General features: G+C 70.3%; 16 protein-coding genes and 1 pseudogene. 10 read left to right on the top strand and 7 right to left on the bottom strand.

Annotation, left to right across the window (positions count from 1 at the left end):
* Positions 1-235: 235 nt before the first annotated feature.
* The gene (locus ACIO9J_RS06750; RefSeq protein ID WP_401993668.1) at positions 236-739 is read left to right on the top strand and encodes an ATP-binding protein; all 504 of its coding nucleotides are present in this window, start codon (positions 236-238) and stop codon (positions 737-739) included.
* 19 nt (positions 740-758) lie between these two features.
* On the opposite strand, the gene ACIO9J_RS06755 is transcribed toward ACIO9J_RS06750, so the two are convergent.
* Entirely contained in the window at positions 759-1,013 is a 255-nt protein-coding gene (locus tag ACIO9J_RS06755) for an LAETG motif-containing sortase-dependent surface protein (RefSeq protein ID WP_401995861.1), read from the bottom strand.
* A gap of 167 nt (positions 1,014-1,180) precedes the next feature.
* Here ACIO9J_RS06755 and ACIO9J_RS06760 point away from each other — a divergent pair, with 167 nt between their 5' ends.
* The 7 genes from ACIO9J_RS06760 (at position 1,181) to ACIO9J_RS06790 (ending at position 9,839) form a co-directional block, all read left to right on the top strand.
* The gene (locus ACIO9J_RS06760) at positions 1,181-1,513 is read left to right on the top strand and encodes a hypothetical protein (RefSeq protein ID WP_401993670.1); all 333 of its coding nucleotides are present in this window, start codon (positions 1,181-1,183) and stop codon (positions 1,511-1,513) included.
* 265 nt (positions 1,514-1,778) lie between these two features.
* Complete coding sequence (locus ACIO9J_RS06765; protein WP_401993673.1) at positions 1,779-3,041, top strand: Ig-like domain-containing protein; 1,263 nt, start codon at positions 1,779-1,781, stop codon at positions 3,039-3,041.
* Between the two features lie 176 nt (positions 3,042-3,217).
* A complete protein-coding gene (locus ACIO9J_RS06770) occupies positions 3,218-3,904 on the top strand; it encodes an ABC transporter ATP-binding protein (RefSeq protein ID WP_401993675.1) in 687 nt (228 codons plus the stop codon).
* A 200-nt stretch (positions 3,905-4,104) separates the two neighbouring features.
* Positions 4,105-7,434, top strand: coding sequence for a S8 family peptidase (locus ACIO9J_RS06775; protein ID WP_401993678.1), 3,330 nt, complete (start codon positions 4,105-4,107; stop codon positions 7,432-7,434).
* A 225-nt stretch (positions 7,435-7,659) separates the two neighbouring features.
* Positions 7,660-8,430 carry a group II truncated hemoglobin gene (locus ACIO9J_RS06780; RefSeq protein WP_401993681.1) on the top strand — a complete coding sequence of 257 codons (771 nt, stop codon included), beginning with the start codon at positions 7,660-7,662 and terminating at the stop codon, positions 8,428-8,430.
* Between the two features lie 86 nt (positions 8,431-8,516).
* Positions 8,517-9,008, top strand: a complete 492-nt coding sequence (locus ACIO9J_RS06785) for an ASCH domain-containing protein (protein WP_401993684.1) — start codon at positions 8,517-8,519, stop codon at positions 9,006-9,008.
* Between the two features lie 6 nt (positions 9,009-9,014).
* Positions 9,015-9,839 carry an alpha/beta fold hydrolase gene (locus ACIO9J_RS06790; protein WP_401993687.1) on the top strand — a complete coding sequence of 275 codons (825 nt, stop codon included), beginning with the start codon at positions 9,015-9,017 and terminating at the stop codon, positions 9,837-9,839.
* Here ACIO9J_RS06790 and ACIO9J_RS06795 read toward each other — a convergent pair.
* A complete protein-coding gene (locus ACIO9J_RS06795; protein ID WP_401993689.1) occupies positions 9,836-10,207 on the bottom strand; it encodes a VOC family protein in 372 nt (123 codons plus the stop codon). The genes ACIO9J_RS06790 and ACIO9J_RS06795 overlap by 4 nt on opposite strands.
* Positions 10,208-10,396: 189 nt before the next feature.
* Positions 10,397-11,449 carry an NAD(P)-dependent alcohol dehydrogenase gene (locus tag ACIO9J_RS06800; protein ID WP_401993692.1) on the bottom strand — a complete coding sequence of 351 codons (1,053 nt, stop codon included), beginning with the start codon at positions 11,447-11,449 and terminating at the stop codon, positions 10,397-10,399.
* A 129-nt stretch (positions 11,450-11,578) separates the two neighbouring features.
* On the opposite strand from ACIO9J_RS06800, the gene ACIO9J_RS06805 reads away from it, so the two are divergent.
* Positions 11,579-12,502 carry a helix-turn-helix domain-containing protein gene (locus tag ACIO9J_RS06805; protein WP_401993695.1) on the top strand — a complete coding sequence of 308 codons (924 nt, stop codon included), beginning with the start codon at positions 11,579-11,581 and terminating at the stop codon, positions 12,500-12,502.
* Between the two features lie 133 nt (positions 12,503-12,635).
* Positions 12,636-12,998, top strand: a complete 363-nt coding sequence (locus ACIO9J_RS06810) for a helix-turn-helix domain-containing protein (RefSeq protein ID WP_401995863.1) — start codon at positions 12,636-12,638, stop codon at positions 12,996-12,998.
* A gap of 26 nt (positions 12,999-13,024) precedes the next feature.
* On the opposite strand, the pseudogene ACIO9J_RS06815 reads toward ACIO9J_RS06810, so the two are convergent.
* From ACIO9J_RS06815 to msrA, 4 genes and pseudogenes are all read right to left on the bottom strand, one after another.
* Positions 13,025-13,723: pseudogene (locus ACIO9J_RS06815) on the bottom strand (ClpP family protease); the annotation flags it as partial.
* Positions 13,684-14,340, bottom strand: coding sequence for an ATP-dependent Clp protease proteolytic subunit (locus ACIO9J_RS06820; protein ID WP_401993698.1), 657 nt, complete (start codon positions 14,338-14,340; stop codon positions 13,684-13,686). The gene ACIO9J_RS06820 and the pseudogene ACIO9J_RS06815, both read right to left, overlap by 40 nt.
* A 196-nt stretch (positions 14,341-14,536) precedes the next feature.
* Entirely contained in the window at positions 14,537-15,472 is a 936-nt protein-coding gene (locus tag ACIO9J_RS06825) for a DUF5829 family protein (RefSeq protein WP_401993701.1), read from the bottom strand.
* A gap of 93 nt (positions 15,473-15,565) precedes the next feature.
* Positions 15,566-16,273 (bottom strand): peptide-methionine (S)-S-oxide reductase MsrA, encoded by a 708-nt coding sequence (gene msrA, locus ACIO9J_RS06830; protein WP_401993704.1) that lies wholly within the window; start codon positions 16,271-16,273, stop codon positions 15,566-15,568.
* Positions 16,274-16,336 lie beyond the last annotated feature (63 nt).

Here is a 16,336-nt window from a genome sequence, read left to right on the forward strand (position 1 = left end):
GGGCGGCATCGGCGTTCACTTTCCTTGCTGCGTACCGGAGTTGTCACCCACACGAGTGGGAATGGAAGCTCTTCCCGCCTTTGATGTAAGACCTTACATTTTCGCCGCTACGGTGTGTGGAGTACGCCGCTCAACTGGCTCCGCCCTCAAGTCGGAAGCGCACCGCAAGCCGCGACACTGCCACCGCCCGGCGCAGCCGAAGAGCATCCAAGTCCCGCCACCGCAGGAGGCATTCATGGTCACCGTATCCCCGCCGAAGCCCACCTCGGACCCGCTCGTCGAACCCGTCCCCTGGGCGTACGCCCTTCAGTTGCCGCATGACGCCCGTGCCCCGCGCGTCGCCCGCAGCACGCTCCGCGTGGTCCTGGCCACCCATGGGCTCATGGCGTTCGCCGAGGCCGCCGAACTGTTGACGTCGGAGCTGGTCAGCAACGCCTACCTGCATGCCGAAGGAGACGCCACCCTGCGGCTGCGCGCGCTGGACGGTGGGCGGCGGTTGCGGGTGAGCGTGTGGGATTCGAATCCGCACATCCCACCCCCGTTCGACCGGCGGCCCGGCGGCCCGGGGCTGTGCTCCGTGCCGGTCGAGGCGGACGGCGGGCGTGGGCTCTTCCTCGTATGCCACTACGCGGACGCGTGGGGCGGCTACCCGCTGGGCGACGACCTCTTCGGGCGCGGCGGAAAGCTGCTGTGGTGCGAGCTGGGGCGCCACGCGGCGCGGCAGGGGGCAGCGGCGTGACCGTCAGGGGCGCGGCCCCTCAGTAAGCCGTCCCGTCCGACCTCTCCCTGCGTACCGAGAACGCCACGAAGCCCGCCCCCAAGCCCAGGAACGCCGTTCCGCCGATCACGTACGGCGTGGTGTCGAAGCCGCCCGTCTCGGCCAGGCGGGCGCTCTCGTCCGCGGCCGTGTACGCGTCGGTCTCCTGGTGGGCGGTGGCGGTCGCCGCGGGGCGCTCGCGGGGTATCCCGTGCGACGCGGGGGACGTCGCGTTCGCGGAGGGGACGAACCACATCGCGCCGAGCAGGGCTCCTGCGGCGGTGGCGGTCAGCAACGATCGGCGTGCGGACACGGAATCGGATCCCCCTTGTGGCGCTGGCGAATTGGCCGTGTGGGGCGATGGTAATGAAAGCCGCGGGTCGCGGGAAAGTCGCGGGGGACACGGGCCTTACGCTCCGTCGTATGAGTGCAGATGACACATCACGTTTTGTACGCCTGAGGGTCGAAATGGTCGTCGAGGTGGACGACGCGCAGAAGCTGACCGGCGCCGCGCTCGCCCGCGTCGCCGAGGACGAGCAGATGCCCGCCGACGAGCGCGCGCACGCCGAGGCCGCCGTCAAGGCGGACGAGGCGGAGGCGCTCGCCTATCTCGTGGACCCGTTCGACCTGGTCAGCCAGGTCCCCGGGGTCGAGCTCACCCAGGCGTCGTGGAGCAGCGAGCAGATCGACTACGACCCCGATTCGCCGGACTGGGACCCGGACGAGGATGATGGCGGCGAGGACGACGACGTGTAGCGACCCCGGGCACCGGAAAGAAGCGGAACCAGGGGCCCCGGACGGCAACCGTCGTCCGGGGTTCCGGCGTCTCAGGATGCACGGCGAGTGGCCGTCACTCGCCGCACAGTGACGTTCGGCCGTCATTCCAGCACCACGGACGTGGTGTTCCCCACATTCCCCGCGGATGTGGAACGGGACGAACCGGGCAGGACGTTATGCGGGCGGGATTTCGGGGACTCTCGGGGTTGGTTTTGGGGATTCGGCAACTATGGAGATGCGTGTGATGACGGACAGTAGGCGTCCCGGGTCCAGGCGCGGGCGCAAGAGCCTCGCGGCCGTGTCCGCCCTGGTGGGTGGCGTCCTGGTGCTCTCGGCCTGCAGCAGCGACGACGGTGACAAGGCGTCGGGCGGCAAGGAGTCGCAGAGCCAGGTCGACGAGGCCGCGGCCAAGAAGACCTCGGCGGCGCGGATCAAGATCGCGCCGAAGAACGGCTCCGACAACGCAAGCATCAACAGCGCGGCCAAGGTCACCGTCAGCGACGGCACCCTCTCGGACGTGACGATGAAGACCGACGCGGGCAAGACGGTCGCCGGTCAGATAGCCGCGGACAAGAAGAGCTGGAAGCCCAGCGCCCAGCTCGAGCGCGCCACGAAGTACGAGATCTCGGCCACCGCCAAGGACTCCGAGGGCCGCAAGGCGCACGAGAACTCGACGTTCACCACGGTCTCGCAGGCCAACAGCTTCATCGGGAACTTCACGCCCGAGGACGGCTCGACCGTCGGCGTCGGCATGCCCGTGTCGATCAACTTCGACAAGGCGATCACCAACAAGAAGGACGTGCAGTCCTCGATCAAGGTGTCGTCCACCAGCGGCCAGGAGATCGTCGGTCACTGGTTCGGGAACAACCGCCTGGACTTCCGCCCCGAGGACTACTGGAAGGGCAACTCGACCGTCACGCTGAAGATGAGCCTGGACGGCGTCGAGGGCGCCGACGGCGTCTACGGCGTGCAGCAGAAGACCGTCCAGTTCAAGATCGGCCGCGACCAGGTCTCCATCGTCGACGCGAAGACCAAGACGATGAAGGTCACCCGCGACGGCAAGGTCGTGAAGACCATCCCGATCTCCGCGGGCTCGCCCGAGAACAAGACGTACAACGGCAAGATGGTGATCTCCGAGAAGTTCAAGGAGACCCGGATGGACGGCGCGACCGTCGGCTTCAAGGACGGCGACGGCAAGGGCGAGTACGACATCAAGGACGTGCCGCACGCGATGCGCCTGTCGAACTCCGGCACCTTCATCCACGGCAACTACTGGGGCTCGCCCTCGATCTTCGGCGGCGCCAACACCAGCCACGGCTGCATCGGCCTCCAGGATGCCAAGGGCGCGGGCGACAAGAGCACCCCGGGCTCCTGGTTCTACGAGAACTCGATCACCGGTGACGTCGTCGACGTCCGCAACACCGGTGACAAGGTGATCGCCCCGGACAACGGCCTCAACGGCTGGAACATGGACTGGGCGCAGTGGAAGGCCGGCTCCGCCGTCTGATCCCACGCGCTCCCGCGTGAGCCCGCGCGCCCCGGCGCGACACGGTGGCCCGCACCCCCACGGGGGTGCGGGCCACCGTCGTCGGTGGCGCCGCCCGCCTCGCCGCCCACTCCTTCTCATCCTGCTTTCAAGCGCGCCTTATCCGTTCATCACCGGGCGTACCTACCTTCGCGACCATGTACGAGCTCAGAGGCGTCACCAAGCGGTACTGGCGCGACGGGGAGACGGTGGACGCGCTCGCCGGTGTCGACCTGGTCGTCGGCGACGGGCACCGGCTCGTCGTCCAGGGCCCCGCCAGGAGCGGCAAGTCCACGCTCCTGCGGCTGCTCGGCGGCTTCGGCAGGCCCACGGCGGGCAGCGTCGAACTGGACGGCACCGATCTGGCCGCGCTGCCCGAGGCGCGGCTCGCGGCGGTCCGTGCCGAGTCGATCGGCTATGTCTCGGGGGACGGCGATCCGGTGCCCGCGCTGAGCGTCCTGGAGAACGTCGAGACGGCGCTCGCGCCGCTGGGGTTCGGCGGGGCCGCCCGCCGTGCACGGGCCGTCGACGCCCTGGAGTCGGTGGGCCTCGGCGCGTTCGGCGACCGGCTGCCCGGTGAGCTCCACGACGGCGGCAGACGGCGCCTGGCCATCGCCCGCGCCCTGGCCAGACGCCCCAAGGTGCTGCTCGCCGACGAGCCGACCGCCGATCTGGCGGGGGCCGTCCGCGACGAGATCATGGAGCTGCTCGAAGAGATCTGGAAGACGCACGGCCTGACCTTCGTGATGGTCACCCACGACGGCGCCGTGGCGGGCCGGGCACCGCGGCTGGCCAGGATCGCGGGCGGGCGCGTTTCGGTCGCGCGGAACGTGGTGCCGAGGTAGCGGCGAGCGGGCTCCGGGACCTCCACCTCGGCCTGCTCCCGGCCCCGCCCGGATCGGCCTCCGTTACGCCCCCGTGAATTCGCCACCGCCTCAACTCCCCACATCTGTCTCACTATTGAGCAGATGTTCCCCCCTGGGCATACTTCGACTTCCGAGGGGCGGCAGCCCCTTAACCTCCAGGGGGAGACTTGCACAGACAAGTGAAGAGAGCGTGCGGGGCCGGTATCGCCACGGCGGTCGCCGTGGCACTCGCGGCGGGCATGACCAGCCCGGCCACCGCGGACCCGGCCGCCGCGGGACAGTCGGCGGGGAAGACCGCGGGTGAGCTGACGGCCAAGCGCCACGTCACGCTGATCACCGGTGACCGCGCGACGCTCGACGCCCGAGGGAACGTGGTCGGGTTCGACCGTGCCGAGGGGCGCGAGCACATACCCGTACAGGTGCGCCGCAGCGACGGCCACACGCTGCTCATACCCGCGGACGCACGGCGTCTGATAGCCGAGGGCCGGGTCGACCGACGGCTCTTCGACGTCACGGAGTTGAGCGCCAAGCGCACCCTCGCGGCCCAGCGCAAGGGCCTCAAGCTGATCGTCGGCTACAAGGGCGCGGCGGCCGGCGCCAAGGCCGATGTCCGCGGCGCGGGTGAGACCACCGTGCGCCGGTCCCTGAAGTCGCTGAATGCCGACGCCCTCACCACCCCCGAGCGGGACGCCGCCGACCTGTGGAAGGCGCTGACCAGCGAGCAGGCGGGCGTCCGTACGACGGCGTCCGGCATCGCCCACGTCTGGCTCGACGGCATCCGCAAGGCGAGCCTGGACAAGAGCGTCAAGCAGATCGGCGCCGACAAGGCGTGGGACGCGGGCTACGACGGCAAGGGCGTGAAGATCGCCGTCCTGGACACCGGTGTGGACGCCACGCACCCCGACCTCAAGGACCAGGTCGCCGCCGAGAAGAACTTCACCGGCTCCGCGGACGCCAAGGACCACTACGGACACGGCACCCACGTCGCCTCCATCGCGGCGGGCACCGGCGCCAAGTCGGGTGGCAAGTTCAAGGGCGTCGCGCCCGGTGCCAAGCTGATCAGCGGCAAGGTCCTCAGCGACGAGGGCTACGGCGAGGACTCCGAGATCATCGCGGGCATGGAGTGGGCGGCAGCCGAGAAGGCGGACGTCGTCAACCTCAGCCTGGGCGGCGGTGACACCCCCGGTGTCGACCCGCTGGAGGCGACGGTCAACAAGCTCTCCGCGGACAAGGGCATCCTCTTCGCGATCGCCGCGGGCAACGACGGGATGCCGGGCTCGGTCGGCTCGCCCGGCAGCGCGGACGCGGCCCTGACCGTCGGCGCGGTCGACGACGACGACAAGCTGGCGGACTTCTCCAGCCAGGGCCCCCGGGTCGGCGACGGCGCGATCAAGCCGGACGTGACGGCCCCCGGTGTCGACATCACGGCAGCGGCCGCCCCCGGTTCCGTCATCGAGAAGGAGGTCGGCCAGAACCCCGAGGGCTATCTGACGATCTCCGGCACCTCGATGGCGACCCCGCACGTGGCGGGCGCCGCCGCGCTGCTCAAGCAGCAGCACCCGGACTGGAAGTACACCGAGCTCAAGGGCGCGCTGACCGCCTCCACCAAGGGCGGTAAGTACACGCCGTTCCAGCAGGGTTCGGGCCGCATCGCGGTCGACAAGGCCATCAAGCAGTCGGTGATCGCCGACCCGGTCTCGGTCAGCTTCGGCACGCAGCAGTGGCCGCACACCGACGACAAGCCGGTCACCAAGAAGGTCACCTACCGCAACCTCGGCAAGGACCCGGTCACCCTCGACCTGACCGCCGAGGCCACCGACCCCAAGGGCCGTCCGGCCCCGGCAGGTTTCTTCACGCTCGGCGCGAAGAAGGTGACCGTCCCCGCGGGCGGCACCGCCTCCGTGGACCTGACCGCCGACTCGAAGCTGGGCGGCACGGTCGACGGCACCTACTCCGCGTACGTCGTGGCCAGCGGCGGCGGCCAGTCCGTGCGCACCGCCGCCGCGGTCGACCGCGAGGTGGAGTCGTACGACCTGACGCTGAAGTTCATCGCTCGTGACGGCAGCCCCGCCAAGACCTACGACGGTGACCTGGAGGGTCTGAGCGGCCTCGCCACGGGCAAGTCGTACAACCCCTACGACGAGTCCGGCACCGTCAAGGTCCGGGTCCCCAAGGGCGGTTACATCCTGAACTCGGGCATCTACGTCGACCCGGCCGACTTCAGCAAGGGTGCCGACTGGATCGCGCAGCCGAAGCTGAACGTCACCAAGGACACGACGATCACGTTGGACGCGCGGACGACGAAGCCCGTCGACATCACGGTGCCCCAGGGTGGGGCCAAGTTGGATTTCGCCTCTGCGGACTTCAGCGTCGACACCCCGAACGCGGGCTACGGCTTCGGCTGGTGGCTCGACTCGTACGCGAACTTCCGATCCAAGCACCTCGGTCCGCAGGTCACCGACGGTTCGCTGTTCCAGCAGTGGAGCGGGCACTGGACCAAGGGTGACGACACCGAGTACGACATCGTCACCGGTGGCCGGGTCAAGCAGATCGCGACCGGGTACACCAAGCACTTCAAGGCGGCCGAGTTGGCCAAGGTGAAGGTGGACGTCGGCGCGTCGTACTCAGGCAAGAAGGGTTTGCTGAGTGCCATGGGTGTCCTCCCGGGCAGCTTCAGCAGTTCCTCGGCCGGTGTGCTGCGTCCGCTGCCCACCACCCGGACGCTGTATCTGTCGAGCGTGGACAAGGCGAAGTGGAGCCTTGACATGGAACAGCACGGAACCCTGCCGGACGGTCGGCCCACCGTTGAAGCCGGTTACACGCTCGGCGCCGCGCAGACCTTCAAGGGTGGGCAGAGCTACGAGAAGACCTTCAACACGGCCGTGTTCGGGCCGCGCATCGGCGGCGACTACGGCGTCTACCGCGACGGCAACGAGATCACCGGCTCCCTGCCGCTGTTCGCCGACGGCAAGACGCACGCGGGCTCCTCGGTGTACTCGTCCGTGAAGACGACGCTGTACCGCAACGGCACGAAGGTCGGCGAGAACGACGACCCGCTGGTCGGCGAGAAGCCGTTCAAGGTGCCCGCGGCCGACGCGGCGTACAAGCTGTCGACGTCCGTGAAGCGCAGCGTCAACGTGGCCGCGGCCTCCACGCGCATCGACGCGAGCTTCACCTTCCGCTCCAAGAAGGTCGACAGCGCCAAGCTCCCGGTCTCCACGGTGCGGTTCAGCCCCGCGGTCGACCTGAGCAGCAGGGCGGAAGCGGGCAAGAAGCAGTCCGTGCCGGTCTCGGTCCTGGGCGCGGCGGCCGGCTCGAACCTCAAGTCCCTGGCGGTGTACGTCTCCTACGACTACGGCCAGACCTGGAAGAAGACCACGGTCAGCGGCGGCAAGATCTCCGTGCAGAACCCGGCCGCGGGCAAGGGAATCTCCTTCCACGCCAAGGTCGCGGACAAGAAGGGGAACAAGTCGACGCTGTCGATCTACAACGCGTACTACGGGAAGTGAGCCTCCCGTACTGACCGACGCGCGGACAGCGCGTCGACGCGGGCGCGGCGCCGAAGGGGCAGGCGATCTGAGATCGCCGGACACCCGTCGGCGCCGCGTCGTCGTCCGTGCTACGCGCACAGCGAACTGGCCATCCCCCAGGGGCAGTTGTCGGCCACAGTGCTTCTGGAACATCGGTGCCGGTCCGGCGGCATCGGGGCCCGTCCCGGAGGAAGCCGCCGTCTCATGACCCTGCACACCGTCGAGTACATCCGCTATCGCATACCGGCCGACCGCTCGGCGGAGTTCCTCGCCGCGTACACCCGCGCCGCCGTGCCGCTCGCCGCCGCCCCGCAGTGCGTGGACTATGAACTCACGCGCTGCGAGGAGGACTTCGAGCACTTCGTCCTGCGCATCACGTGGACGTCGACCAAGGACCACATGGAGGGCTTCCGCGGCTCGGAGCGGTTCAGGGAGTTCTTCGCGGAGATCCGGCCCTATGTGGAGCACATCGAGGAGATGCGCCACTACACGCCCACCGCGGTGCGCGGCACCGGCGCCTCCACGCCCACGCTGTACGCCTGGGCGGGCGGTGCGGAGCGGCTCTCCCGGCTGACGGAGATCTTCTACGAGAAGGTCCTCGCGGACGATCTGCTGGCACCCCTCTTCGCCGGTCTCGACGAGGAGCACGCCGCGCACGTCGCCCAGTGGCTCGGCGAGGTCTTCGGCGGCCCCGCACGCTACTCCCAGGAGCACGGCGGCCACTCCCACATGGTCACCAAGCACCTCGGCAAGGGCATCACCGAGCCCCAGCGCCGCCGCTGGGTCAACCTCCTCCAGGACGCCGCGGACGACGCGGCCCTGCCCACCGACGCCGAATTCCGCTCGGCCTTCGCCGCCTACATCGAATGGGGCACGCGCCTGGCGGTCCACTTCTCCGGCCCCGAGGCCACCCGCCCCACCGACCAGCCGGTCCCGCTGTGGAACTGGGGGGCGGCGCCGCCCTACCAGCCCTGAGCCCGATCAGCCCTGAGCGGCGGCCCGGTGGCACGGCGGGCCTGAGCGGCGGCCCGGTGGCACGGCGCGGCGATTACTGTGAGGTCATGACGACCTTCCCGCCCTCGCCGTCACCCGCGGACCGCACCGCCCACGACGGGCTCCCCAAGGCCGAGTTCGCCTTCCCCGGAGCGCTGCGCGACCAGCTCGTCGCGGCGATCCTGGACGGGTCCAAGACCTCCACCACCGGGCTCGTGGCCGGCTACGAGCACGAGGGTGAACCGCTGCCCCGGGCCGGGGAGCGGTCCGTGGTCGTCGACTCCGAGGGGCGGGACGTCGCCGTCATCGAGGTCACCGAGGTGCGGATCGTGGCGCTCGGCGAGGTGGACCTCGCGCACGCCGTGGACGAGGGCGAGGGGTTCACGACGGTGGCGCAGTGGAGGGCCGGGCACGAGGAGTTCTGGCACGGGGCCGAGATGCGGGAGGCGATCGGGGACGCGGGGTTCACCGTGGACGACGGGACCCGGGTCGTCCTCGAACGCTTCCGGCTCGTCGCCGACCTGCGCGAGCGGCCCGCGGCCGGTCCCGGGGAGAAGTGAGCGGACGTGCCCTTCGCCGAAGCGGCCGACGGCGTCGCGCTCCACTACGAACTGCACGGCCAGGGGGAGCCGTTGGTGCTGCTGAGCGGGCAGTCCAACGACCACCACTGGTGGGATCCGGTGCGCGCCGACTTCGCCGCGCGCTTCACCGTCGTGGTGACGGACCACCGGGGGACCGGCCGCAGCGACCGGCCCGACACCGACACGTACAGCACCCCCGGCTTCGCCCGTGACGTGCTCGCGGTCCTCGACCACGCGGGGATCGGGCGCGCCCACGTCTACGGCACGTCGATGGGCGGGCGGATCGCCCAGTGGCTCGCCGCCGACTTCCCCGAGCGCGTCGAACGCCTCGTGCTCGGCTGTACGTCGCCCGGCGGCCCGCACGGCGTCGAGCGCGGGCCCGACGTCCGCGCGGCCCTGACCCAGGCCGATCCGGACGCCGCGCGCCGCGCTCTGCTGGAACTCATGTACACCCCGGCCTGGCTGGCCGAGCAGGAACGCCTCAGCCCCGGGCGGACGTACCACACCGTGGGCGATCCCACGATGCCCGCGTACGCCCGCCGCCGGCATCTGCGGGCCAGCGCCCGGCACGACGCCTGGGACGCGCTGCCAGGGATCAAGGCCCCCACGCTCGTCGTGCACGGCACGGACGACGTGTTCAACCCGGCAGCCAACGCCCCGCTGCTCGCCGGGCGCATCCCGGACGCGCGGACCCTGCTCGTGCCCGGCGCCCGGCACGCCTACTTCGAGGAGTTCGCGGACGTGGCCACCGAGCCGGTGCTCGCGTTCCTCGCCGGGTCCCCGGAGCCGTGCTGGCCCCCGGAGGCCTAGGCCCTGGTGAGGATCTCCAGGATGTGGCCGTCCGGGTCGTCCCAGTAGACGCCCCGGCCGCCGCCCCTGGTGTTGATCTGATCGGGGTGGTGGTGGTGCGGGTCGGCCCAGTGCGGAAGGCCGCGCTCCTTGATGCGTCCGAAGATCGCGTCGAAGTCGTCCTCGGACACCAGGAAGGCGTAGTGCTGCGACACGATCGGGCCGCCGTCGCCGTCGGCGTAGTCGAGGGTGACCCCGTTGGGGATCGTGACGGGGAGGAACGGGCCGTCCTGCGGGCCCACTTCCAGGCCGAGGACGTCCGCGAGGAACTGCGCGGACGCCTTCTTGTCCGTGGCCGTGACGATCGTGTGGTTCAACTCGATGGACACCGTGTGACCTCCTCGGCTGCCGTGACTCCCGCTGGATCGCGGTGACATGGCAACCGTAGGCGCGGGCCCCGCGAGCCGTATCGGTCACAGGGCCCCGGTGCGCTGCGCATTGCGGACTAGGCCCCGGGACCCAGAACGGTTCCGGCCACCGGTGTCCGGCGCGGCCGTCGCCGCCCGCGCCGGCCGGGATCAGATCGTCGCGTTGTCGATCACGAAGCGGTAGCGCACGTCGCTGGCGAGCACCCGCTCGTACGCCTCGTTGATCTGGTCGGCGCCGATCAGCTCGATCTCCGCGCCCAGCCCGTGCGCCGCGCAGAAGTCCAGCATCTCCTGGGTCTCCTGGATGCCGCCGATGCCGGAGCCCGCGAGGGTCTTGCGGCCGGCGATCACCGAGAACAGGTTGAGCGAGACGGGCTCCTCGGGCGCGCCGACATTCACGAAGGCGCCGTCCGTGCGGAGCAGGCCCAGGTACTTGTCCAGCGGCAGCGGCGCCGAGACCGTCGAGACGATCAGGTCGAAGGACGAGGCGAGCGCCTCGAAGGTGGCGTCGTCGCTGGTCGCGTAGTAGTGCTCGGCGCCCAGCTTCAGGCCGTCGTCCTTCTTGCGCAGCGACTGGCTGAGCACGGTGACCTCGGCGCCCATCGCGTGCGCGATCTTGACGGCCATGTGGCCGAGACCGCCGAGACCGACCACGGCGACCTTCTTGCCGGGGCCCGCGTTCCAGTGCGCGAGCGGGGAGTACGTGGTGATGCCGGCGCAGAGCAGCGGCGCGGCCACGTCGAGCGAGAGCCCGTCGGGGATGCGGACGGTGAACGCCTCGTCCACGACGATGTGCGTGGAGTAGCCGCCGTACGTCGGCTCGCCGTTCTTGTCGAGCGCGTTGTACGTGCCGATGTTGCCCTGCGCGCAGTACTGCTCCAGGCCCGCCCGGCAGTTCTCGCACTCGCGGCAGGAGTCGACCATGCAGCCGACGCCGACGCGGTCACCGACGGCGAACTTGGTGACACCGGGACCGACCTCGGTCACGACTCCGGCGATCTCGTGGCCCGGCACCATCGGGTAGATGCCCTCGCCCCAGCCGTCGCGGGCCTGGTGGATGTCCGAGTGGCAGATACCGGCGTACTTGATGTCGATCAGGACGTCGGACTCGCCGACGGTGCGGCGGGGGACGGTGGTGCGCTCCAGGGGCGCACCCGGAGCGGGAGCGGCGTAGGCGGTAACGGTGGTGATCTGCTTCGTCATGCTTTCGAGCATGCCGATGACCTGCGGACTTACCCAGACACCTGTTCTGCCTACGTCCAGCGGTCCTACCACTGGCGGGGTCAGGCTCGGAATCGTACGACTCCGGGGACTGGCTGGATACTGGAGAGCATGGACGGACGGATGGGCGGACGCGAGGACGGCACGGACGGGGTACCGGAGGCGCAGGCCCTGGACCGCAGGGCCGAGCTCAGCGAGTTCCTGCGCACCCGCAGGGCGCGGCTCCAGCCCGCCGACGTCGGCCTGCCCGACTTCGGCCGCCACCGCAGGGTGCCGGGGCTGCGCCGCGAGGAGCTCGCGCAGCTCGCCGGGGTCTCCGTCGCGTACTACACCCGTCTCGAACAGGGCAACGGCCGCAACGTCTCGGCGGAGGTGCTCGACGCCATCGCCCGCGCCCTGCGCCTGACCGACGCCGAGCACGCCCACCTCATGCACCTCGCCAAGCCCAAGGCGCACAAGAAGAAGAAGGCGGGCCGCCCGCAGTCCCTGCGGCTCGGGCTGCGTCAGCTGCTCGACGCGATGGACGGCGTGCCCGCCTACGTGGTCGGCCGCCGCGCCGACATCCTCGGCTGGAACGCGCTCGCCGCCGCGCTCTTCGGCGACTGGGGCGAGCTCGCGCCCAAGGACCGCAACTGGGCGCGGATCTCCTTCCTCGACCCGCGCTCGCGCGAACTGTTCGTGGACTGGGAGCAGAAGGCGTCGGACGTCGTCAGCCACCTGCGGATGGACGCGGGCTGCTACCCCAACGATCCGCAGCTCTCCGCCCTCGTCGGTGAACTCTCCGTCAAGAGCGAGGAGTTCAGGAGCCTGTGGGCCCGGCACGACGTCCGCGAGAAGGGCCACGGCACCAAGCGGATGCACCACCCGCTGGTGGGCGACCTGACCCTGTCGTACGACACGCTGCGGCTGCCCGACGACGGTGACCAGTCCCTGATCGCCTATCACGCGGCGCCCGACTCGGCCTCGGCGCAGTCCCTGCGGCTGCTGGCCAGTTGGGGCAAGGACGCGTCGTCGGTGGGGTCGGCGCGGTCCTGATTTCGCGAGGGGCGGAACGCCGGGCGCTGTCCTGTGGCGTTCTCGCTCCTAGGCTGGGGGAGTGAGCAGCCATGAGGCGTATGAGTCGAAGCGGAAGCCGCAGCAGGAGCCGGGGCGCGAGCCGCGGCAGGAGGTGCGGCGGAAGCCGGGTGTGGCCCGCGTCATTCCGCTGCGGCCCGCGGGCCCGGAGGGAGCGAAGGAGGCCAAGGAGCCGCTCTGGCGTGACCTCGTCGGGGACGTCCTGCGCCGTGAGCGCCTCGCACAGGAGCGCACCCTGAAGGACGTGGCGGACGCCGCCCGGATCTCCATGCCCTACCTCTCCGAGCTGGAGCGCGGCCGCAAGGAGGCCTCCTCCGAGGTCCTCGCGGCCGCCGCCCACGCGCTCGGCCTCGGCCTGCCCGAGCTGCTCTCGCTGGCCCAGACGCGCCTGGCCGGCCTCCCCCGTGCGAGGCCGGCCAGGGCGTCGTTCCAGGGCGAGGTCAGGCTGGCCGCCTGATGTCCTGGGCCGTCTGACACCCGGGATCAGGCGGCCACGGGGACGACCCGCCTGCTGAGCACCTGGTCCGCCAGGCCGTACGCCACGGCCTCCTGCGCGGTGAAGAACTTGTCCCGGTCCATGTCGGCGCGCAGGGTCGCCACGTCGTGCCCGGTGTGCCGGGACAGCACCTCCTCCACCTGGGAGCGGATCCGCAGCATCTCCTTGGCCTGGAGGCTGAGGTCGGAGACCGTGCCCTGCTGGCCCCGGCTCGCGGGCTGGCCGAGCAGCACGCGCGCGTGGTCGAGCACGAACCGCCGTCCCGGGTCGCCCCCGGCCAGCAGTACGGCGGCGGTGGAGGCGGCCTGGCCGACGCAGAACGTCGAGATCGGCGCGCTGATGAAGCTCATCGTGTCGTAGATCGCCATGAGTGAAGTGAACGATCCGCCCGGCGAGTTGATGTAGATCGCGACCTCGCGGTCGGGCGCGGACGACTCCAGGTGGAGGAGTTGCGCGATGACGACGTTGGCGACGCCGTCGTCGATCTCCGTGCCGAGGAAGATGATGCGCTCGGACAGCAGGCGGCTGTAGACGTCGTAGGAGCGTTCGCCCTGCGGGGTGCGTTCGACGACGGTGGGAATGGTGTACTGACTCATCTTCGGCTCCATTCTCTGAACGATCCTCTGGCCCGACATCTGACTCCCTCTCAAGTCCCCAGCCCGATACGGTGCTTGGGTCCCGCGGGGCGCACGTCCGTCAGCGACTCGACGACCTGGTCGACCATGCCGTACTCCTTGGCCTGCTCGGCCGTGAACCAGCGGTCGCGGTCGCCGTCGCGGGAGATCGTCTCCTCGCGCTGGCCCGTGTGCTCGGCGGTGATCCGCTCGATCGCCTTCTTCGTGAACTCCAGGTTCTCGGCCTGGATGGCGATGTCCGCGGTGGTGCCGCCGATGCCGGCCGACGGCTGGTGCATCATGATCCGCGCGTTGGGCAGCGCGAAGCGCTTGCCCGGGGTGCCGACGCAGAGCAGGAACTGGCCCATGCTGGCGGCGAATCCCATGGCGAGCGTGGAGACGTCGTTGGGGATCAGGCGCATGGTGTCGTAGATGGCGAGTCCGGCGGAGACGGAGCCGCCCGGACTGTTGATGTAGAGCCCGATGTCGGTCTTGGGGTCCTCCGCGGACAGCACCAGGAGCTGTGCGCAGACGCGGTTGGCGGAGACCTCGTCGACCTGCGTTCCGAGCAGGATGATCCGCTGGTCCAGCAGTTGCTCGGCGAGCCGGTCGTCGATCCGCGAAGGAGCGGTGTCCCCGTCCGCTCCCCGGGGCCGCGCCACGTCCCACCCGCTGTCGTTCACAGACATGGTTCCTCCCACGATTCCCGCGGCTCTCGACGCCGCGCCCTGCCCTCACTGTTGCCCGGGGCGGGCCCCGCTGTCAGAGATCTCGGCTGGTGGCAGATTCGCTGAGGGCAGAGGGGCGGCACGGACGGGCACGGCCCCCGTCGGCGCCGAGGGGCGGGGACGGGGGCCGTGCCACGTGCCGGATCGTGGGCGGCGGTTACTTGGGAGCGGGGAAGGTCCAGACGGCGTGGGCGCCGGGGCCGACCGTGAGGGTGGAGCCGCCGAGCCGCTCCACGTGGCGCTTCACGGGGTGGTTCAGGGACATCTCGACCTGTCGCACCCCCGCACGGTCACGCGTGGCGGGCGTGAGACGGATGGTCGTGCCACCGCCCCGTGCGACGACGCCGTCGTCCGGCGTGGTCGACACCTGGAACCCGCCGGCCCGGAGCAACGGCACCGTGTTGTCGAGGTCCCGGGGAGTGACCGCGATGCTGAGGGACGTCACGTCGCGCATCAGGTGGTCGCGGTAGGCGTCGGAGAGGTAGCGCTCACGGCCCACGTCGCCGGGGTAGGCCGCCGGTTCGGTGTTGCTGCGCGGGTCCGCGAAGTACTCGGGCCTGTACTCCATCCCCCAGGCGCCGAACGCGTCGTACTGGTCGGTGGTGAACACCGCGTCGAACCACGGCACCCGCACTCCGTCGCCGAAGTCCCGCGTCTGGGCGAACTGCACCGGCTTCTCGACGCCGAGGTCGCGCAGCCGGTCCAGGACCTTCGCCATGTCACCGGCGCGCTCGGTGGAGATCCCCATTCCGGCGGAGCCGAGGGTGCCGTCCGGCCCGGAGATGTCCCCGATGCCGAAGAGTTCGAGGTACGTCTCGCGGCCCATCAGATAGCGGCCGGTCCAGGTCTGTCCGTCGGCGCCGGTCGTGGTGCGCACCTGGAAGTTGGCGAACTCCCGCAAGTAGGTGGAGTGTTCGATCGCGTCGGCGGTCTCCCGGTCGAACACTCCGTAGGCGTGGTTGTAGAAGAGCAATTGCCGGCCGGAGGGCGGCTTCCCCTCGTCGGCCTGCACCGTCGCGCTCCCCTGTACTGCCCCCACCAGGGCAAGCGCGACAACCATGACGACCCGCAACACTCTGCGCAGCAGCATCATGCGGGTCATCGTAGGAGGTGGGGGCGGGGTTCGCCGCGGGTTGCCGGAACTACCCGAACTACCGGAACCCCGCAACAAACGGAACTACCGCATCTACTCGGCGGGCTCCGGAGCCGTGGCCACCCCGGTCGGGCAGGACGCGCCCCAGTTCGTCTCGAACGGCTCCTCCAGCGTGACGCCGGTGCCGCCGATCCCGCAGTACCCGTCGGGGTTCTTGTCGAGGTACTGCTGGTGGTACGCCTCGGCGGGCCAGAAGGGCCGCTCCGCGGCGGGCAGCACCGTCGTGGTGATCGTGCCGTGCCCGGCGGCCGTCAGGACCTTCTGGTACGCGTCCCTGGACGCGGTGGCGACGGCCTCCTGGTCGGCGGAGTGGGTGTAGATCGCCGAGCGGTACTGCGTGCCGACGTCATTGCCCTGGCGGAAGCCCTGCGTGGGGTTGTGGGACTCCCAGAAGAGCTTCACCAGCGCCGCGTACGACACCTTGGACGGGTCGAAGACGACACGCACCGCCTCGGTGTGGCCGGTCAGGCCGGAGCACGCCTCTTCGTAGGAGGGGTTCTCGGTGAAGCCGCCCTGGTAGCCCACGTACGTCGTCCAGACGCCCTCGGTCTGCCAGAACTTGCGCTCGGCGCCCCAGAAGCAGCCGAGGGCGAAGTCCGCGACCTCCAGGCCGTCGGGGTAGGGGCCGAGCAGCGGGTTGCCGAGCACCGTGTGGCGCGAGGGGACCTCGAATTCCGGGGTCGCCCGGCCCTTCAGAGCCTGCTCGGGGGTGGGGAGCTCGGGCGTGCGTCCGAAGATCATGTGGGTCTCTCCTCGTGCGTGACAGGGGTCCTCCGTGAGAACGCTCGTCCGGCCTCCGGCATT

It is taken from the genome of Streptomyces sp. NPDC087300 (assembly GCF_044744425.1).
Classification (GTDB): Bacteria; Actinomycetota; Actinomycetes; order Streptomycetales; family Streptomycetaceae; genus Streptomyces.